This window comes from Pseudomonas sp. GW821-FHT01A09 (assembly GCF_058986725.1).
Window position 1 is genome coordinate 479,158 of sequence record NZ_JBYSWB010000001.1, and the last position, 19,589, is coordinate 498,746.

At 64.0% G+C, this 19,589-nt stretch carries 16 protein-coding genes and 2 pseudogenes; 7 read left to right on the forward strand and 11 right to left on the reverse strand.

Annotated features, from left to right (window positions below; all coding sequences use genetic code 11):
• Positions 1-31: 31 nt before the first annotated feature.
• The 5 genes from AC3WJP_RS02130 to AC3WJP_RS02150 form a co-directional block, all read right to left on the reverse strand.
• Positions 32-2,392, reverse strand: a complete 2,361-nt coding sequence (locus AC3WJP_RS02130; protein WP_493719609.1) for a DNA polymerase II — start codon at positions 2,390-2,392, stop codon at positions 32-34.
• A gap of 15 nt (positions 2,393-2,407) precedes the next feature.
• Entirely contained in the window at positions 2,408-2,860 is a 453-nt protein-coding gene (locus AC3WJP_RS02135) for a MarR family winged helix-turn-helix transcriptional regulator (RefSeq protein WP_493719572.1), read from the reverse strand.
• A gap of 105 nt (positions 2,861-2,965) precedes the next feature.
• Positions 2,966-3,247: a DUF1652 domain-containing protein gene (locus AC3WJP_RS02140; protein WP_493719573.1), complete on the reverse strand. Its 282-nt coding sequence runs from the start codon at positions 3,245-3,247 to the stop codon at positions 2,966-2,968.
• 211 nt (positions 3,248-3,458) lie between these two features.
• On the reverse strand, positions 3,459-3,827 hold the full coding sequence (locus tag AC3WJP_RS02145; protein ID WP_493719574.1) for a hypothetical protein: 369 nt from the start codon (positions 3,825-3,827) through the stop codon (positions 3,459-3,461).
• 138 nt (positions 3,828-3,965) lie between these two features.
• Positions 3,966-4,853 carry a LysR family transcriptional regulator gene (locus tag AC3WJP_RS02150; RefSeq protein WP_493719575.1) on the reverse strand — a complete coding sequence of 296 codons (888 nt, stop codon included), beginning with the start codon at positions 4,851-4,853 and terminating at the stop codon, positions 3,966-3,968.
• A 129-nt stretch (positions 4,854-4,982) separates the two neighbouring features.
• On the opposite strand from AC3WJP_RS02150, the gene AC3WJP_RS02155 reads away from it, so the two are divergent.
• A complete protein-coding gene (locus AC3WJP_RS02155; protein WP_493719576.1) occupies positions 4,983-6,047 on the forward strand; it encodes an Ldh family oxidoreductase in 1,065 nt (354 codons plus the stop codon).
• A 72-nt stretch (positions 6,048-6,119) separates the two neighbouring features.
• Positions 6,120-7,436, forward strand: a complete 1,317-nt coding sequence (locus AC3WJP_RS02160; RefSeq protein WP_493719577.1) for an MFS transporter — start codon at positions 6,120-6,122, stop codon at positions 7,434-7,436.
• Here AC3WJP_RS02160 and AC3WJP_RS02165 read toward each other — a convergent pair.
• Positions 7,433-8,302 carry a family 16 glycosylhydrolase gene (locus AC3WJP_RS02165; protein ID WP_493719578.1) on the reverse strand — a complete coding sequence of 290 codons (870 nt, stop codon included), beginning with the start codon at positions 8,300-8,302 and terminating at the stop codon, positions 7,433-7,435. The genes AC3WJP_RS02160 and AC3WJP_RS02165 overlap by 4 nt on opposite strands.
• A gap of 343 nt (positions 8,303-8,645) precedes the next feature.
• On the opposite strand from AC3WJP_RS02165, the gene AC3WJP_RS02170 reads away from it, so the two are divergent.
• The 4 genes and pseudogenes from AC3WJP_RS02170 to AC3WJP_RS02185 form a co-directional block, all read left to right on the forward strand.
• Positions 8,646-9,755, forward strand: a complete 1,110-nt coding sequence (locus AC3WJP_RS02170; protein ID WP_493719579.1) for an alpha/beta hydrolase family protein — start codon at positions 8,646-8,648, stop codon at positions 9,753-9,755.
• A gap of 105 nt (positions 9,756-9,860) precedes the next feature.
• Entirely contained in the window at positions 9,861-11,342 is a 1,482-nt protein-coding gene (locus tag AC3WJP_RS02175) for an MFS transporter (protein ID WP_493719580.1), read from the forward strand.
• Positions 11,343-11,533: 191 nt separating this feature from the next.
• Positions 11,534-12,205: pseudogene (locus tag AC3WJP_RS02180) on the forward strand (PAS domain-containing protein); the annotation flags it as partial.
• Between the two features lie 123 nt (positions 12,206-12,328).
• Positions 12,329-12,766 (forward strand): annotated as a pseudogene (locus AC3WJP_RS02185) (methyl-accepting chemotaxis protein); the annotation flags it as partial.
• Positions 12,767-13,078: 312 nt separating this feature from the next.
• Here the strand turns inward: AC3WJP_RS02185 and AC3WJP_RS02190 are convergent.
• Positions 13,079-14,479, reverse strand: coding sequence for a sugar porter family MFS transporter (locus tag AC3WJP_RS02190; RefSeq protein ID WP_493719581.1), 1,401 nt, complete (start codon positions 14,477-14,479; stop codon positions 13,079-13,081).
• A 183-nt stretch (positions 14,480-14,662) separates the two neighbouring features.
• Here AC3WJP_RS02190 and AC3WJP_RS02195 point away from each other — a divergent pair, with 183 nt between their 5' ends.
• Positions 14,663-15,310 (forward strand): nucleoside/nucleotide kinase family protein, encoded by a 648-nt coding sequence (locus AC3WJP_RS02195; RefSeq protein WP_493719582.1) that lies wholly within the window; start codon positions 14,663-14,665, stop codon positions 15,308-15,310.
• A 188-nt stretch (positions 15,311-15,498) separates the two neighbouring features.
• Here the strand turns inward: AC3WJP_RS02195 and AC3WJP_RS02200 are convergent, their stop codons facing one another.
• From AC3WJP_RS02200 to AC3WJP_RS02215, 4 genes are read right to left on the reverse strand one after another with little or no spacing between them, the layout of a single operon-like run.
• A complete protein-coding gene (locus AC3WJP_RS02200) occupies positions 15,499-16,251 on the reverse strand; it encodes an SDR family oxidoreductase (RefSeq protein ID WP_493719583.1) in 753 nt (250 codons plus the stop codon).
• A 23-nt stretch (positions 16,252-16,274) separates the two neighbouring features.
• Complete coding sequence (locus tag AC3WJP_RS02205) at positions 16,275-17,399, reverse strand: zinc-dependent alcohol dehydrogenase family protein (RefSeq protein ID WP_493719584.1); 1,125 nt, start codon at positions 17,397-17,399, stop codon at positions 16,275-16,277.
• A gap of 37 nt (positions 17,400-17,436) precedes the next feature.
• Entirely contained in the window at positions 17,437-18,870 is a 1,434-nt protein-coding gene (locus AC3WJP_RS02210) for an aldehyde dehydrogenase family protein (RefSeq protein ID WP_493719585.1), read from the reverse strand.
• On the reverse strand, positions 18,867-19,586 hold the full coding sequence (locus AC3WJP_RS02215) for an ABC transporter ATP-binding protein (protein WP_493719586.1): 720 nt from the start codon (positions 19,584-19,586) through the stop codon (positions 18,867-18,869). Before AC3WJP_RS02215 ends, AC3WJP_RS02210 begins: the two co-directional genes overlap by 4 nt.
• Positions 19,587-19,589 lie beyond the last annotated feature (3 nt).

Sequence of the window (19,589 nt, forward strand, 5' to 3'; positions counted from 1 at the left end):
GCATCATCCATAGGGTCAAGTGGCGTGCACTTTAAAACAAGCCCATCTGCCCGCCAATCAAGGTGGCGAAATCGTCGCCCACAAACGGCAGGATGGCATCGGCCACCGGCTGCAGCTGCTTGCTCAGGTAATGATCGTAATCGATTGCCGAAGCCCGGGTTTCCAGGGGTTCCGGCCCGGCGACGGTGATCACGTAGCTGATCCAGCCGCCGCGCTGGTACTGCAGTGGCCGGCCGTGCCGGGCGTTGTATTGGTCGGCGATGCGCGCGGCCCGTACCGGCGGCGGCACGTTGACCTGGTACTGGTCGAGCGGGCGGCGCACGCGCTTGCGGTAGATCAGCAGTTCATCGAACTCGCCGGCCTGGGTGCGCGCCACGTAATCGCGCACGAACTGGCGATACTCCTGGCGTAGAAAGATCCGCCGGTACAGCGCCTGCTGGAATTCCCGCGCCAAAGGCGACCAGTCGCTGCGCACCGTTTCAAGGCCTTTGTAGACCATCCGCGTGCTGCCGTCGGCCTCGGCGATCAGGCCGGCGTAGCGCTTCTTGCTGCCCTCCTCGGCACCACGGATGGTCGGCATCAGGAAGCGCTGGTAATGCGTCTCGTACTGCAGCTCCAGCGCACTGTCCAAGCCGTACTGCGCCTGCAGATGCTCGCGCCACCACTGATTGACTCCAGCGACCAGCCCCTGGCCGATCGCCGTCGCTTGGGCTTCGTCGTGGCTGCCCTTGAGCCACACGAAGGTGGAATCGGTATCGCCGTAGATCACGCTGTAGCCCTGCGCCTCGATCAACTGCCGGGTGCGTTGCATGATCTCGTGGCCGCGCAAGGTGATCGACGACGCCAGGCGCGTATCGAAAAACCGGCAGCCACTGGAGCCCAGCACGCCATAGAACGAGTTCATGATGATCTTCAACGCCTGCGACAACGGCGCGTTACCGTCGCGCTTGGCGGCTTCGCGGCCTTGCCAGACGCTTTCGATGATCGCCGGCAGGCAGTGCCGCTCGCGGGAGAATCTGGCCCCGCGAAAGCCCGGTACCGGGTCATCCTCGGGGGATTGCCGCAAGCCTTCGATCAGCCCGACCGGGTCGATCAGAAAGGTGCGGATGATCGAGGGGTAAAGGCTTTTGTAATCCAGCACCAGCACCGATTCGTACAAGCCCGGCGAGGATTCCATGACGAAGCCGCCAGGGCTTGCCTGAGCGGGGATGTCCCCCAGGTTGGGCGCCACGAAACCCTGGCGATGCATCAGCGGAATGTACAGGTGCCCGAAGGCCGCCACCGAGCCGCCGCTGCGGTCCGCCGGCAGGCCGGTGACCGTGGCTCGCTCCAGCAGGAAGGTCAGCAGCTCGGTCTTGGCGAATATCCGCGTGACCAGTTCGCAGTCCTTGAGGTTGTAGCGTGCCAGCGCGGGCTTGTCCTCGGCGAACATGCGGTTGATCGAGGCCATGCGCTGGTAGGGATTGTCGATGTCCTTGCCCTCACCGAGCAGGGTCTGGGCGACGTTCTCGAGGCTGAACGAGCTGAAACTCCAGAAGGCCGAGCGCAGGCCTTCTATGCCATCGACGATCAAGCGCCCCGCCGCCGAGGCGAAGTAATGCTGCTGGCTGCCGTGCTCGCGCCACTGCATCTCCTCGCCACCACGCCCCAAGCGCAGCGGCACCGCCAGCTGCCGGGCATGCTGATGCAGGACGCGCAGGTCGAACTGCACCAGGTTCCAGCCGATGATCGCATCCGGATCATGGCGTGCCATCCAGGCGTTCAAGGCTTCGAGCAGCTGCACGCGGGTGGCGCAGTATTGCAGATCGAAATCGATCCGCGAGGCGTCGCCATTGGCTGGCCCGAGCATGTACACCTGGCGCTGCCCGCAGCCTTCGAGGCCGATGCAGTACAGCTCGCCCCGCTCGGTGGTCTCGATATCCAGCGATACCAGGCGCAGCTGGGGTCGGTAGGCGGCGCTGGGTTTGAGCTGGGCGTTGGTCAACACACCTTGGGCGTCCGGCTGGCCACTGAAGCTCACCGGTGCCGTAATGAAGCGCTCCATCAGGAAGCGCTCGGGCGGACGAATATCGGCTTCATAGACGTCGATCGAGTGGCGCCGCAGCAGGGTTTCCAACGCCATCAACTGGCGATGCTGCTGGCAATACAGACCCGACACCGGGCGATGCTGAAAGTCACGCAGCTGCAGGGGGCGGATATCGACCCCCGCCTCGTCCGTGAGCAACGCCTGTACCTGCTCGCGCTGGGCCGTAGGAAAAAACGCCACCGAGGGCTGCGGCGCCAGGCGCAGATGGCGTGGGCCCTGATCGGTGGCCAGCCAGAACTCGACCCAGGTGCCTTGGGGGCTGTCGTGCCAATGCCGGGTCAGGATGAATCCTTGCCCTGTTGCCATTACCTCAGTCACGCCTCAACCCCTGGCCGACACCAAACGATCGTCGTAGGCGATTGCCAGCAGGGTCTGGCGCAAGGCGCAGGCCTTGTCTTCGCCGAACACGTCGAGAAAGTGGTCCTGGGCGTGTTTCCACAGGCCCCTGGCGTACTCGAAGGTCGTACGCCCTTCGGTGCTCAGGGTGATGAGCCGGCGACGGCGGTCCTCGATGCTTTGCTGTTGCCCGATCAAGCCATCGCGCTCCAGCGGTTTGAGGTTGTGGCCTAGCGCCGAACGGTCCAGCACCAGCGCATCGGCGAGCTCCTGCAGGGTCGGCGGGCACTGCGCCCGCGCGGCCAGTTCGGCGAGGATGGCGTACTGCGTCGAGCGCAGGCCCGAGGGCGCCAACGCGTCGTCGTAGAACTGGGTGATGCGTCGGGAGGCCTTGCGCATGGCTGTTGCACAGCACAGGCCGGCTTGATCGTTGGGCATGATGCAGGATGTGTCCGAGGGAGCGAAACGCTGAACATAGGGCATATGCCCCGTTCAGGCAACTGCCGCTGGTAGCTTGCGCTCGCCATCGGGATCGGTCCTGGACTAGTTATTGTGCGTCTTGCTGCCCCCCGATGGCTGGCCATTACGGCTGAACCATTCCTGGTTGGCCCGAAGTTCGGCCCGCAGCTCAGCGATCAGGTCGTTGATGGCGCGCACCGAGACCAGCTTTTGCGTGGGCACCCCGACGACCAGCAGGTCGACCTGGCCCGTGTGCGGATCGGTCACTTCGATGGTCAGCGTGCCGCCGGGATTGACTGCGCAGGTGCAGGTCATTGGCCCGAAGCTCGATTCTATGATCTGTCGCAATTCACGGATGGGTATCACCGACTGTCCTCCCTGGTCTGCCCGGATATCACTTTGAAGAAGGCTTCAAAGGATGCTTTAGAGGATGGAGCAATACCGGCCCAGACGCTTCTATAGCATGTGGACGGAAACCACTGCGCAGGGTTCAGAATAGTCGTTCAACGGTGGTAACAGCTAGTAGCAACTTGCATCAGAGCGCCGATACAGACCCGCCTCGGCGCCAAGGTGTGCATCAGAGTTCGGCGCTGGCATCCGAATGAGTGCTCAGACCGGCCAGGCGCGTTGCGCCAACACCGCACTGAATCAGCATGTTGCGTTCGTGGAAAGCCTGACTGGCGACCTGTTGCTCGGCCTCGGTTTCCGACAAGCCATCGACATGGTTGCGAGCGATTACCTGATAACCGGTATCACCACAGGCCACCGCCGCTTGCGTGCGGCAAGCATCCCAACTGCCGAACACGCCAGCACACTGGATGCTCTGCGCCGGGCTGGAGTCGGCCAGGTAGGCTTGCTGGGAAGTGGCGCAACCGCTGAGGACGACGATGGCAACGGCGGCGAAAACAAAGGTAAAACGGCGAAGAAAGGATTGAGTGGCTGGCATGGTAGTTGCTCCCTGGTCTGTGTGGCCATTCTAGGGAGCCGCCCGCGCGGGCAGAAATCACTGCTGACGATAGTGAACATCGCTGCCGAGGATGGGGTTCGCATGCCGAGTGATATGGTGGGCTGCGCTGCCCCATTGCTACAGCAGGGTATCGATGATCAATCGCGCAGCAGGCAGGCACGCAGCGTTGTCGGTATTGCGCCGCCACGCCAGGATCAGGTCCACGCTTACCTCCTCGGCCCCCACGATTGGCTTGAGCACTACGTCGGCCGGCATGAAGCGCTCCACCGACTGCGGCACGATACCGACGCCCAGCCCGGCGGCCACCAGCGCCAGGATGGAGTGGGTCTGGGTGACATGCTGGACATCGGCAAAGGTCACCCCGCGCACGTGCAACCAGCCATTGATCAGGTCATGCAGATACAGCGCCTCGACGGGCGGATAGGTGATCAGCGTTTCGCCGGCCAGGGCCTCCAGCGCGATCGACTCGACCTCGGCCAAGCGATGGCCTGCGGGAAGCACCGCGCACAGCCGCTCGCGGTAGACCCGCTGGGAATCGATGCCGGCCTGGACCATCGGCGGGCGCGACAGGCCGATGTCAATCTGCTCGTCACGCAACGCCGCCAACTGCTGGGGCGAGGTCATTTCCCGCAGGGTCAGGGACACGTCGGGCATCTGCGCTCTCAACAACGCCACCATCCGTGGCAGAAAGACATAACTGGACGCCGCCGTGAAAGCGATGGTCAGGGCGCCGCTGTCGCCGCCGGCGATACGCCGAGCATCACGCACCGCCTCCAGGGACTGGGCCATGATACGCCGCGCGGAGCGCACGAAATGCTCGCCAGCGGCGGTCAGGCGGATGTTGCGCGAACTGCGCTCGAACAATGGCGCGCCGACCTGATGCTCCAGCGCCTGGATCTGCCGCGTCAGCGGTGGTTGAGTCATGTTCAGGCGCGCCGCAGCGCGACGAAAATTCATTTCATCGACGACGGCGAGAAAGCAACGCAGCTGAGCCAGAGTGATCATCGATGCACAATAGGTATCATCTGATACAAACACAAGCGTAGACGGTATCTAACTGCTCATTTAGCGTGAGCAGCTAAACGACGCCTGGATGTTGCGCGTCAGCCTTACCCATAAAAAGAAGAGGTGTGCATGTCCGCAGTTGCGCTCTACCGTCCCCCTCAAGCCCTTGCGAGTCTGGCCGCTGCGCTGTTCAGCGCCGCCGGCATGGACACCGAAAAAGCCCAATGCGTCGCCGAACTGCTGTTGCTGACTGACATGCTCGGCCGCGAAACCCATGGCCTGGCACAATGCGGCGCTTATCTGAAGGAGTTGCAAAGCGGGGGCATGACCGCCACCGGCGTGCCGGAGGCCGTGCGCGACACCGGTGCCACAGTGGTCTGGGATGGTGATTACCTGCCCGGCCTGTGGTTGATGCAGCGCGCCCTCACCCTGGGTTTCGAGCGCGTGGCGGAACATGGCGTGTTCACCTTCGCCATGCGTCGCAGCCACCATATCGGCTGCCTCGCGGCCCTGGCCAAACAGGCCACTGACCGCGGTTTCTACGCCATGATCGCCTCCTCCGGCCCGCACACCAAGGCGGTGGCGCCGTTCGGCAGCAAGCAGGCGCTGTTCAGCCCGAACCCGTTCGCCTTCGCCTTCCCGACCTCGACGGCGCCGGTGCTGGTGGATACCTGCGCGTCGCTGACGACTATCTCCATGACCCGCGAAAAAGTCGCGGCGGGCACGCAGTTCGAGCAGGCCTGGCTACTCGATAGCAACGGCCAGCCCACCCGCGACCCGCGTGTAGTAGAAGCCTCGGATCCGCGCGGCAGCCTGATGCTGCTGGGCGGCAGTGAATCGGGCCACAAGGGTTTTGGCCTGGCCTTGATGGTCGAGGCTCTGACTCAGGGCCTGGCCGGCTTCGGCCGCCGCGACGCGCCCAAGCGCTGGGGCGCCAACGTCTACCTGCAACTGATCGACCCGCAGGCCTTCGCCGGCGCCGACGAATCGCTCGAACAGATGGATTACCTGGTGGATGCCTGCCACGCCTGCGCGCCGATCGATCCGCAACGGCCGGTGCGCCTGCCGGGCGAACAGGCCACCGCCAACATCGCCCGCGCGCGCCGCGAGGGGGTCAAGGTCAACCCCGTGGTACAGGCAAGCCTGCGCGAATGGGCGGCCAGACTGGGGGTGGATGTCAGCCTGCTGGATTGACCAGCAGCCCGCACACTCGCTGCAGCCGCGATACGTACAACGCTCTCGATAACAATAACTACGGAGTCCGTCATGTTGGAAACTACCCAACGCGCCAAGTCGTATACCGCCACCGATACGCCCTATCGCACCCGCACGCGCTGGTTGATGCTGAGCATGGTGTTTATCGGCACCATCATCAACTACCTCGATCGCTCGAACATGTCCATCGTCGCGCCGCTGATCTCCAAGGAGTTCAGCGTCAGCCCGGTGGCCATGGGCTTCATGTTTTCGGCGTTTTCCTGGGCCTATGCTGCGGCGACCCTGCCCGGCGGCTACTTCCTCGACCGCTTCGGTACCCGCAAGACCTATGGCGCCTGCCTGGGTGGCTGGTCGCTGCTGACCGTGCTGCAGGGTTTTTCCGGCAGCTTCCTGTCACTGTTCGGCATGCGCCTGGGCGTCGGCGCGGCCGAGGCCCCGGCGTTTCCGGCCAACAACAAGCTGGTGACCAACTGGTTTCCGCAAAAGGAGCGCGGCGTGGCCGGCAGCGTCTGCTCCATGGGCGTCTACGTCGGCACCGCACTGCTGACGCCACCAGTGTTCTGGGTGGCGCAGACTTACGGCTGGCGCGAAGTGTTTTTCGTCTCCGGGGGGCTGGGGCTGGTGTGGACGCTGGTGTGGTTCAAGGTCTATCGCGACCCTGATGAAGCGACCAAGGCCAACGCGGCGGAACTGACCTATATCCGCGACGGCGGCGCCATCACCACCGATACCGGCAAGGGCCAGCAGTTTCGCTGGGACCATCTGCGCAAGCTGCTGACCTACCGGCAGATCTGGGGCGTGTGCATTGGCAAGCTGGCGGCAACCTGCACGCTGTACTTCTTCCTGACCTGGTTTCCGACCTATCTGATCCAGGAGCGCGGCATGACCATGCTCCACGCCGGCTTCGCCTCCATCGGTCCGTACCTGGCGGCGGCCATGGGCGTGATGTTCGGTGGCGCCTGGGGCGACTGGATGATCAAGCGCGGCATGAGCGTGAACTTTGCCCGCAAGGCACCCATGGTCATCGGCCTGCTGCTGACCGGCACCATAGTGCTGGCCAACTTCACCAGCTCCAACACCCTGGTGGTGGGCATCCTGTCGTTCGCCTTCTTCGCCCAGGGCATGTCGTCGACCAACTGGGTGGTGGTCTCGGAAATCGCCCCGCGCAACTTGGTGGGCATGACCGGCAGCGTCATCAGTTTCGCCAGCAACCTGGCCGGGATCATTACCCCGATCACCATCGGTTATATCGTCCAGAGCACCGGCTCGTTCCAGTGGGCATTAGGCTTTTGCGCGATCGTCGCGATGATCGGGGTGTTCTCCTACACCGTGATCCTGGGCAAGATCGAGCGCTTGCACATCGACTAGTCGGCCTGCCGCCACACCCGCACGTAATCGATATCGAAGGTGGACGGCAGATACGCATCGTCCACCGGACCGAACCAGGCCCACATCGCTTCGCTGTCGAACACCAGTTGCATGGGGAAGAACCAATGGGTGTTGGCGGCTTCGCGCACCTTGACGCCGTCCACGTACCAGATCAGCTTTTCCGCGCTCCAGTCGAAGCCGTAGACGTGGTAGTCCTCGGCCAGTCGCCAGGGCGCCATCCAGGCCGTGCCGATGTCCTGATGCTGATCACTGGTGGGTGTGCGCCAGACGTGGGCGTGCATGTGGTAGGCACGGTCGAAGTCGGGGTGGGTGGTGCGGCCGCCGATCTCGAAGATATCGATCTCGGTGGCGTTGTCCGGCAACCCTGTCCAATGCAGGAAGAAGCCGCTAGAGGCGCCGGAATCCATGGCCTTGGCCCGCGTCTCGTAATAGCCATAGCGCGTACGCTGCTGACTGCGCACCAGGGCGGTGGTGTAGGCGAAATCCGGATTGCCCTGCATGAAGGGCACTTGCTGCTTGCGAAACACGATCTTCAACAGGCCATCGCTGACGCTGGCGTTTTCGTGCACGAACACCGAAGGCGCCGGACCTATCCCCTCTTCCGGTTTGCCCGGCGCGACCAGATGCCAGCGGCTGGCGTCCAGCGTGCTGCCGACGAATTCGTCGGAAAACTGCGGGTCGAGCTTCCAGTTGCCGCGATCTTGCTGATCCGACAACGGCAGGTCGGCGCGAACATGGGCCGGGGTGTCGCCCAGAGGGCCGACGCGGGTCCATTCTTCAGCGGCCGAAGCGGTGCCGATCAGACCTAGCAAGCAAAGGGCGTAGAGCAGAGGATGTTTTGCCATGCAGGCCTCGCAGACCAAAAAAAACCCGCCGAAGCGGGTTTCCCAAGACCATTCCAACTCCTGTCGGCGGCCCTCCGGGCCATGGTCGATCGTCCTTGATCCAGTGGCGCTGCCTGCGCCGCTGTGGATGGGTGTAGATTACTGCGCCGGCGCCTATCGGCATAGAGCCAAACGCCACTACGGTGTGTAAGCCTTTCGCCATACCCCTGTACGCCAAAGAAAACATTTACCAACTTTTTACCTGATTGATACTCGTTCGTACGGCACCAACGCGCCGCTGCGGTCATAATGCGCCACCGCCGCCCTGTGCGGCATCACTCTCCCAGGCCCGGTCCAGCTCCCCATGCCCGCTCCCACTGCCCGCTTCGCTATGCCCGTCCTTCTTGGCCTCACCCTGGCACTCGGTGCCTGCTCCAGCCAGCCCGACAAGGATGAGCCGCCGTTCATTTCCACCCAGACTTACCTCAAATCGGCCTACACGGCGCCGCAGCACTTCAAGTTCACCAGTTACCAGACCCGCTGGGCCTGGGGTAACGAGGCAACGGGCAAGCACGAAGTCGATATCTCCCTGCTGGTGCCGGAAGGCGCCAGCAACGTGCCGGTAATCCTCTATCTGCCCGGCCTGGGCGAAAGCGCCAATGGCGGCGAACTGTGGCGCCAGACCTGGGCCGATGCCGGCTACGCCGTGCTGTCGATCCAGGCCACCCGGGACAACGCCTCGATCTACAACACCAGCAATGCCCGGGACGGCGCCTTCCGCACTATCGCCGCCAACGCCTTCGCCGATGGGCCGGCCGCCAACCGGGTCATGGAAGTCGATCGCATCCTCGGCGAAGCGCGGCGCCGCGGCCAGGCAGGGGAAGCCGGATTTGCCGCGCTGGACACCAGCAAAGTCGCCGTCGCCGGCTTTGACCTAGGCGCGCAGACCGCCGCCGCGCTGTCCGGTGAGCGTCAGCCCGGCCAGCCACGGCCAGTGGACTGGAAACCTCTCGCCACCCTGTTGCTCAGCCCCTACGTGCCTGGGGGCGTCGACGTTCGTCGTTATAGCCAGATCGACACTCCGTTGCTGGCGATCACCGGTCCCATGGATGAGGACCCGTTCAGCTGGATCGCCAGCGCCCAACAGCGCGCCGGCCTGTTCCGCGGCCTGAGCCGTGACGGATACCAGCTTATGCTCAACGATGCGACCCATACGGTTCTGTCGGGGACCATTGCCAAGGCCGACAAGAGCGCGAAAAAGCCGCGCGCCGGTGAAGACGAGGCCTCCGGCTCCGGCCGCCGTCCGGGGCGTGCGGCCAATCCCGGCTTCGATGCCCGCCAGGCTGGCAGTGTGGCGGCGGTGAGCATTGCGTTCCTCGATGCGCGGGTCAAACAGTCCGCCACCGCGCAGCAGTGGCTGGATGACAAGGCGCAAAACTGGCTGGCGCCCGTCGGCGGCCTGCAGCGCAAGTAAAGCAGCGGCTGACGAGCCCACTTGATCCCCTTTGGGCAATTGAACTCCTCGTAAATGCGGCCACTCACAGTCTTGACGACTGGCCGCATAACAACAGGAGTTGCCATGAGCACCCAATCACTGTCGCCAGCCGCTGATACTACGGATAGCGCTGCAGACCGTATCTACGAAACAGACCTGCCCGCGCGCCTGGATCGTCTGCCCTGGACGCGCTTTCATACCCTTCTGGTGTTCGCCCTGGGCATCACCTGGCTGCTCGACGGCCTCGAGGTGACCCTTGCCGGCTCGGTATCCGGCGCACTGAAAAGCAGCCCCGCACTGCACATGAGCAACGCCGATATTGGCCTGGCCGGCGCCATCTACATCGCCGGCGCGGTGCTTGGCGCATTGTTCTTCGGCTGGCTCACCGACCGTCTGGGGCGGCGCAAGCTGTTCTTCATCACCCTGTTCCTGTACATCGGCGCCACTGCGCTGACGGCGTTTTCGTGGAGCCTGTGGAGCTTTTTGCTGTTCCGCTTTCTGACCGGCGCCGGCATTGGCGGTGAATACACGGCGATCAATTCGACCATCCAGGAATTCACGCCGGCACGCTACCGGGGCTGGGTCGACCTGACCATCAACGGCACCTTCTGGGTCGGCGCTGCGCTGGGCGCCTTTGGCTCGATCATCCTGCTCGATCCAGCCAACGTCGGCGGCGATCTGGGCTGGCGTCTGTGTTTCGGTATCGGCGCGGCGCTGGGCCTGGTGATCATGCTGATGCGCCTGTGGGTGCCGGAAAGCCCGCGGTGGCTGATCATCCACAACCAGCCTGAAGAAGCCACGCGTATCGTCGAGAACATCGAGCAACACTATCGTGATCGCGGGATCGACATCCCGCCCATGACCGAACAGCCCCTGCGCCTGCATGCCCGCGACCACACGCCGCTCAAGGAGGTGTTCACCAGCCTGTTCGTGGTCCATCGCCAACGCGCCCTGGTAGGCCTGGCGCTGTTGACCGCCCAGGCGTTCTTCTACAACGCGATCTTCTTTACCTACGCCTTGGTGCTCACCGACTTCTATAACGTCCCCTCCGAGCATATCGGCTGGTATGTATTGCCCTTCGCGCTGGGCAATTTCTGTGGGCCGTTGCTGCTGGGCCGGCTGTTCGATGTGATCGGCCGACGGGTGATGATCAGCGGCACCTATGCGCTGTCCGGGGTGCTGCTGGCGATCAGCGGCTACCTGTTTCAGCAGGACATCCTCAACGTCACCCAGCAGACCATCGCCTGGATGGTGATTTTCTTCTTCGCCTCGGCGGCCGCCAGCTCCGCGTACCTGACCGTGGCCGAAACCTTCCCGCTGGAGATCCGCGCCCTGGCCATTGCCGTGTTCTATGCCTTCGGCACCGGGCTGGGCGGCATCGTCGGTCCGTCCTTGTTCGGCGCACTGATCGAGAGTCACGAGCGCATGAACGTGTTCATCGGCTACCTCATCGGCGCCGCCTTGATGATCTTCGCCGGGGTCGTGCAGGGCATCTGGGGCGTGGCGGCCGAGGGCAAGTCGCTGGAGCAGGTGGCCAGGCCGTTGTCGCAGGTGCGGTCGCGCTGAACTCGCTTGCGTGGCGCGTATCCACTGCGCCAACCGCTCAAGTCCCGGCCATGCATGCCGATGCAGTGATAATCCTAAAAATCACAGGCTGGGCATGGGCGATGTTCAACAAGCATTTGAAACAGGAACTGGCGGCGCTGCGCGAGGAGTTGTCCTCCGTCGAGCAGGTTCGCGACAGCCTCGACAGCGAGATGCTGGCGTTGTATCTGGATCCGCAAGGCCGGATCGAGTCCGCCAACGCCAATTTCGAGAAGGAAATGCTCTACCCCGCTGGCAGCCTGGTGGGCAAGCATGTCGAAGAACTCGTCCCCGCCTACCTGAAGAACGATGACACCTACAAGAAGGTGAAAAACGCCCTGAGCCGTGGCGAACATCACTGCGGCGCGGTGCGTCTGTTGCGCGGCAACGGCAAGGAAGCCTGGCTACGGGCCGTGGTGCAGCCGATCAAGACCAGCAACGGCGTGGTCCGTCACTACTCGATGTATTGCAACGATCTGACCCGCACCATCGAACGCTCACGCGAGGACGAAAGCCTGATCAAGGCGCTGCTGCGCTCCACCGCCGTGATCGAGTTCAACCTCGACGGCGAAGTGCTCACCGCCAACGATCGCTTCCTGCAGGGCATGGGTTATTCCCTCGATCAGATCAAGGGCAAGCACCACCGCCTGTTCTGCGAGCCCGAGGAATACAACTCCCCAGGCTACAAGGCGTTCTGGGACAAACTGCGCCGTGGTGAATTCGTCGCCAATCGCTTCAAGCGCATCGATCGCAATGGGCAAGTGGTCTGGCTTGAAGCCTCGTACAACCCGGTGTTCGATGCCCATGACAAGCTCTACAAGGTGGTCAAGTTCGCCACGGTGATCACCGACCAGGTCAATCGCGACATCGCCGTCGCCGAAGCGGCCAATATCGCCTTCAGTACCTCCAAGCACACCGATGCCACCGCGCAGGATGGCGCTGCCGTGGTCAAGCAGACGGTTGCGGTCATGAGTCAGCTGGCGGCGTGCATGGATCAGGCGGTGGAAGGTATCGCCGCGCTGGATAACCAGTCCCAGCTGATCGGCACCATCATCAAGACCATCAGCAGCATTGCCGAGCAGACCAACCTGCTGGCCCTCAACGCCGCCATCGAGGCCGCTCGTGCCGGTGAGCAAGGCCGGGGCTTTGCGGTGGTGGCCGATGAGGTGCGCCAGTTGGCATCGCGCACCAGCAAGGCGACCGAAGAGATCACTGCAGTGGTCCAGCAGAACCAGGCGCTGGCAGCGACCGCTGTGGGCCTGATCGACACCGGCAAGCGCCAGGCAGGCGAAGGCAAGGAACTCGCCGACCAGGCCGGTGGCGTCATCGTCGAGATTCAAGATGGCGCACGCAAAGTGGTGGATGCGATCGGCCAGTTCGCCAATCAGCTGACCACCCACGGCTGAACCTGCTCTCCCGCAGGCTCGATGCAACCCTGTAGCGAGGGGGCTTGCCCCCGATACGATAGATCAGACACCTATCAGTGACTGACACACCCTATCGGGAGCAAGCCCCCTCGCCACATGTTCGGCAGTCGTTCAGCCCACCGATTTCTGCTCATACGGATGACCCGCTTGTCCCGCAGCGCACACTCGATGCGGTAGCCCAGATAACCCTGTGGCGAGGGGGCTTGCCCCCGATACGACAGATCAGACACCTATCAGCGACTGACACACCCTATCGGGGGCAAGCCCCCTCGCCACATGTTTGGCAGTCGTTCAGCCCACCGATTTCTGCTGATATGGGTAAAACCGCTCGTCCCGCAGTGCATGCTCGATCTCTTCCAGGCTCCTGCCCATGGTTTCAGGCACGTAGCGATAGATGAAAATCAGCGACAGCAGCGAGATGCCGGTGTACAGCCACAGGGTGTACGCGACGCCGAGCCAGGTCACCAGGCTGAGCGTGGTCAAGGTCACGACCAGGTCGAAGAACCAGTGACTGAACGCCCCTACGCTCGCGCCCTTGCCGCGCACGAACAGCGGGTAGACCTCGGCGTTGATCAGCCAGATACACACGCCAAAGCCACCGCAATTGAGCATCAGATAAGCGGCCAGACACGCCACCACCACCCAGCGTTGGGTATCGGTGGTCGGGCCGGCGCCCATGAACAGATAGCCCATCAGCGCCAGGGCAACGATCGAGCCGGGGATCATCCACAGCAGGTAGCGACGCCGGCCATATTTGTCCACCAGCCAGCTGCCCACCACCGTCATCAGCACGATCAGCAAAGTGCTGCTGCCGGTGGCCAACACCGCCACCTGATCGGAAAAACCGGCCTGGGTAAGAATGGTCGGCGCGTAGTAGATCAGCGCGTTGTTGCCGGTGATCTGCGAGAACATCGAGATGCACGCCCCCACCAGCAAGGCCGGGCGAATCCACGGCTTGGCCAGATCGCGCCATTCGCCTTCGGGCTGTTTGAGGCTGATGGTCTTGATTTCTTCCAGCTCGTCGCTGGCCTGCTGGTCGCTGCTGCGCACGCTGCGCAATACCGCCAGCGCTTCGGATTCACGAGCCTTGACCAGCAACCAGCGCGGACTCTCCGGCAGCACGGTCATGCCCAGCAGCAGAATGATCGCCGGCACCACGCCCAGACCGAACATCCAGCGCCAGTGATCGCCCAGGCCAAAACCGGTGAAGTAGGCCACGGTGATGCCGAACACCACCATGAACTGGAACAGCACCACCAGCTTGCCGCGGTGCTCCGGGGGCGCGACCTCGGCGATGTACACGGGGATGATCTGCGTCGCACTGCCGGCGCTGAGGCCCAGCAGAAAGCGCGACAGGATGAGGATCGGCACACTCGGCGAGACCGCCGACAGCAACGAACCGACGGCGAAGACGATGCCCACCAGAATGATCGAGCGACGCCGTCCGAAGTGGTCGGAAATCGGCCCGCTGCCCAGGCAGCCGAACAAGGCGCCGAAAATGATCCCGCCCGTGACCAGCTGCTTGAGCGTGTCATCGAGCGCGAACTCTCGACCCAGGCCCAGCAGGGCGACACCGATGATGCCGGTGTCATAGCCGAACAGCAGACCGCCCAGGGCGGCGATGACGGCAATGCCGATCACCAGCCCTGGGCGGCGTTTTACTTCAGTTGCGACGTTGTTATAGGTCGTCATGGGTCATCCCGTTGGCCCGATGTTATTGGACAGCCTGCGCTAGAGCCTCCGCAGACCGCTCTGAAATTTCCTGTAACAGTTGTTAGTACGCATGAGGGCCGAATAAATTCCCTGGGCCGTGCAAGCAGCAAATCCCGTTTGCCGTTGTCATACCGGCACGACAACAGCAATCGGAGCCTTCACATGACGCAAACTGCCGCGCCCCTCCCGCAACTGCCCAAGGGTCTGGTCGACCGTGCCCGAATGATGATTCGCAGCGGCGGGCGCCGCCTGCTCGGGATTGCAGGTACACCCGGAGCGGGGAAGTCGACGGTGGCGCAACTGCTCGCCGAGGCGCTCGGGGACCAGGCGGTGGTGGTGCCCATGGACGGTTTTCACCTGGCCAACCGTGAGCTGGCGCGGCTAGGCCGGGCCGAGCGCAAAGGCGCGCCGGACACCTTCGACGTGCACGGTTATCTGGCGCTGTTGCGTCGCCTCAAGGCCCAGCAACCGGGTGAAACCGTGTATGCGCCGTTGTTCGACCGGCAGATCGAAGAAAGCCTGGCGGGCGCGATCGCGGTGGCGGCCGAGGTGCCGTTGGTGATCAGCGAAGGCAATTACCTGCTGCTGTCCGAGGGTGACTGGGCCCCGGTGGCGCAGTGCTTTGACGATCTGTGGTTCGTTGCGGTCAGCCCGGCACAGCGCCGCGCGCGGTTGGTGGAACGGCATATGCGCTTCGGCCGCAGCCGCGAAGAAGCCCAGGCCTGGGTCGACAGCACCGATGAGCCCAACGCGCAGTTGGTCGATGCCGACCGAGCTCGGGCCCATGTGATGGTGCCTTGGGCGGGTTAGATGCACTGCAGGTTTCCAGCGGCGGGCTGTGAACTGCGGAATGCGGAATGTAGCGAGGGGGCTTGCGCCCGAAATCCCCAGAACGCCCCCAAGATTCAAGGTCTGGCGCAACTCGGAGATTTTCGGGGGCAAGCCCCCTCGCTACAGTGAGTTGGCGTTTTGCTGTTGGTTGTCAGCGACAATGCGGATCAGACCACCCGCCCGCCATCCACCGGCAGCTCGACACCATTGAGGAACGCCGCCGCATCGCTGGCCAGGAACAACGCCACCGCCGCCACGTCTGCGGGCGTCGACAGCCTGCCCAGTGGAATGGTCGCGATGAATCGTGCGCGGTTCTCCGGGGTGTCCGGCATGCCCATGAAGTCCTCCAGCAACGCCGTTTCGCCCATCACCGGGCAGATATTGTTGACCCGAATACCGTCCGGCCCCAGTTCCACCGCCAGCGACTTGGACAGCAGATTCACCGCGCCCTTGGAGCCGTTGTACCAGGTCAACCCCGGCCGCGGCCGAATCCCCGCCACCGAGCCGACGTTGATGATCGAACCGCTACCCCGTTGGCGCATCAGCGGCACCACCGCCTTGACCATATGGAAGATCGATTTGACGTTGACGTTGAAGACCCGGTCGAAGGTGTTCTCGTCGACATCCATCAGCGGCTGATTGCGATGGGTGGTGCCGGCGTTGTTGACCACGATATCCGGCGCGCCGAACACGCCGACGCAGAACTCCACCGCCGCTTGCACCTGATCGCCCTTGGTCACGTCGCAGCGTACCGCACGGGCATTGGCGCCAAGCTCGGAGGCCAGGCGCTCGGCCGCCTCGGCATTGATATCGGCGAGGACCACCTTGGCACCCTCGGCGATGTACAGGCGCGCGATACCGGCACCAAAACCACTGGCCGCGCCGGTGACGATGGCGATCTTGTCTTGTAGTTGAGCCATGTCGTTCTCCAGGAAAATAATCTCTAGAACACAATCAGGTCGCGCAGGCTGTTGCCGCTGGCCAGCCCGTCGAAACCTTCGTTGATCTCTTCGAGCGCCAGCTTGCGCCCGATCAGACGATCCACCGGCAACGCGCCACTGCGGTACAGCCCCAGGTAGCGCGGCACGTCACGAGCCGGAATGCACGAGCCGATGTAGCTGCCCTTCACGGTGCGCTCCTCAGCGGTGAGGCTGAGCTGCTGCAGCGGCCAGCGGTCGTCGGGCCGCGGCAAACCTGCGGTGACCGTGGTGCCGCCGCGGCGCGTGGCGCCATAGGCCAGTTCCATGGCCGGTACGGAGCCGGCGAATTCAAAGGCAAAATCCACCCCGCCGCGGCTCAGCTCGCGGATCTGCGCCACGGCATCCGGGTCACGGGCGTTGACTGCGGCGGTGGCGCCCAGAGACAGCGCCAGCTCCAGCTTGGAGGCTTGCACGTCCACTGCGATCAGCGGATTGGCGCCCGCGGCCCTGGCGCCCAGCAACGCACTCAAACCTACACCGCCGAGACCGACAATCAACGCCGAGGAGCCAGGGGTGAGCTTGCCGGTATTGACCACCGCACCGACTCCGGTAAGCACCGCGCAACCAAACACCGCGGCCTCCACCGGATCGATGCTGTCGCCGACGGGGATGCACGAACGCGCGCTCACCACCGCATGATCGGCGAACGCCGACACCCCACAGTGATGGCTGACATGACTGCCGCCAGCGCTGAGCCGATAACCGCCCTCGAGCATCTCGCCCTTGCCGTTGGCCTCGGCCCCGGGTTCGCACAATGCCGGGCGGCCCTCCATGCACGGCACGCAATGCCCGCAGCTGGGCACGAACACCAGCACTACCGTCTGCCCGACCCGCACGTTGCGCACGCCGGCGCCGACTTCCACCACCCGCGCACTGGCCTCGTGCCCCAGGGCCATGGGCAACGGCCTCGGGCGCACCCCGGTGATCACCGACAGGTCGGAATGGCACAAACCGGCGGCGATCATCTTTACCTTCACCTCGCCCGGCCCCGGGGGCGCGAGTTCCAGCTCGGTGATGTGCAATGGTCGACTGTCGGCGAAAGGCGCTGCCAGGCCCGATTCGCGAAGTACTGCCGCTGTTATTTTCATCTGAGGCTCCTGCTCTGCTGCATTCGAATGACGGCGATCAACCGTGATGGCTGACGACGGTCTTGGTCAGGCTGAACTCTTCGAGCGCCATGAAGCCCTTCTCGCGGCCATGACCACTCTTGCGGATGCCGCCGAACGGCAGCTCCACACCGCCGCCCGCGCCGTAGCAGTTGATGAACACCTGCCCACCTTCCAGGCGCCGCGACAAGCGCTGCTGGCGCGCGCCGTTCTCGGTCCAGATCGCTGCCACCAGCCCGTATTCGGTACCGTTGGCCAGGGCCACGGCGTCATCTTCATCGTCGAAGGGCAACACCGCCAGCACCGGGCCAAAGACCTCTTCGCGAGCCAGACGATGGTCGCGGGGCACCGGGCCGAACATCATCGGTTGCACGTAGTAGCCCGCGCTGGGCAGATCGCCGTCGAGGATGCCCTCGGCCAGCACCGGCAGCCCGGAATCCTTGCAGTAGGCGATAAACTCCTTGACCCGGCCGAACTGCGCCTTGGTGATGATCGGGCCGCAGTCCGGCGAATGGTCCGGGGCGCCCACGCGCATCTGGCCAAAACGCTCGGCCACCCGCGCGACCACTTCGTCGAATACCTCGCGCTGGATCAGTAAGCGACTGCCCGCCGAACAGGTCTGCCCGGCGTTCTGGATGATCGCGCCGACGATGATCGGCACCGCCTTGTCGAGATCGGCATCGGCGAACACCACTTGCGGCGACTTGCCGCCCAGCTCCAGCACGCATTTGACGTAGTTCTTCGCCGCTGCGGTCTGGATCGCCGTGCCCACCTGGGGCGAGCCGGTGAAGGTGATCAAGTTGATACCGGGATGTTCCGCCAGGGCCGCCCCAGCTTCGCGGCCGTAGCCGGTGACGATGTTGAGCACCCCGGCGGGCAGCCCGGCCTCGACCGCCAATTCAGCGACCCGTAGCGACGTCAGGCAGGCATCCTCGGCGGGCTTGACCACTGAGGTGTTACCCATCGCCAGCGCCGGCCCAAGCGTGCGGCCGAGCATCTGCGCCGGGTAGTTCCAGGGAATGATGTGCCCGACCACGCCGAACGGTTCGCGTTGCACGGTCACCGAGTAGCCGGGCAGGTATGGCAGCACCTGGCCATGGACCTTGTCGGCGGCGCCACCGTAGAACTCGAAGTACCGCGCCAGGGCTTCGATGTCCTTGCGCGCCAGGGCCAGTGGCTTGCCGGTGTCCTTGGCTTCGATCGCGGCCAGCTCATCGGTGTGTTCGAGGATCTTCACGCCGATGCGGGTCAGGGTGCGGCCACGCTCGGTGGCGCTCAGCCTGCCCCACTCGCCCGCCAGCGCGGCGCGGGCGGCCTTGACGGCGAGGTCGATGTCTTCGGCCTGACCGCGGCCGATGGTTGCGTATTGTTCGCCCGTGGCCGGTGCGAACACCGGGATGCTGTCGTGACTGGATGCCGCGTGCCACTGACCGCCGATAAACAGCTTGCTCATGAGTAAGCCTCCAGGTTCAAGGGGAAAAACGGTTGATCGGGTTGCGACGGCGCCTTGGGCTGCTCGGGCAGCAGCGCGCCGCGTTCGATATGCAGGGTGCGATCGGGCACGTCCTTGAGCAGGCTGCCGTTCGATTCGGTGACCAGAATGCACAGCTGCGGCTGGGTCTGCTGCAGGTGCTTGAGGGCATCGCTGTACTGGTTGGCCAAGGCCGGGGCCAGGCCCTGGAACGGCTCGTCGAGCAGCACCAGGTGGGTACCGATCATCAGCGCCCGCCCCAGCGCGGCCATCTTGCCCTGCCCGCCGGACAAGGCCGCGCCGGAGCGCCCGAGCAGGTCCTTGAGCTGCGGGACCACTTCCAGCGTCATGGCCAGACGCTCGTCTACCGCGGCCTTGGTGAAGCCGCTGACCTGGCACGGCAGACGCAGGTTTTCCTCGACCGTCAGGCTGGGGAACATCACCCGCTCCTGCGGCGCATAGCCGATCCCCAGGCGCGTGCGGTTGTGCGCCGGCACGCCGGCCAGGTCGGTGCCTTCGAACAGAATTCGCCCGGTGCGCAGCTTGACGAAGCCCATGATCGCCCGCAGCAAGGTGGTCTTGCCGGCGCCGTTGCGGCCCACCACGGCGATGATGCTGCCTGGCGCCAATTCGGCCTGGATGTTGCGCAGCACCGGGACCTTGACGATGTCGGCGCTGATATTGTCGAAATGCAGCATGCT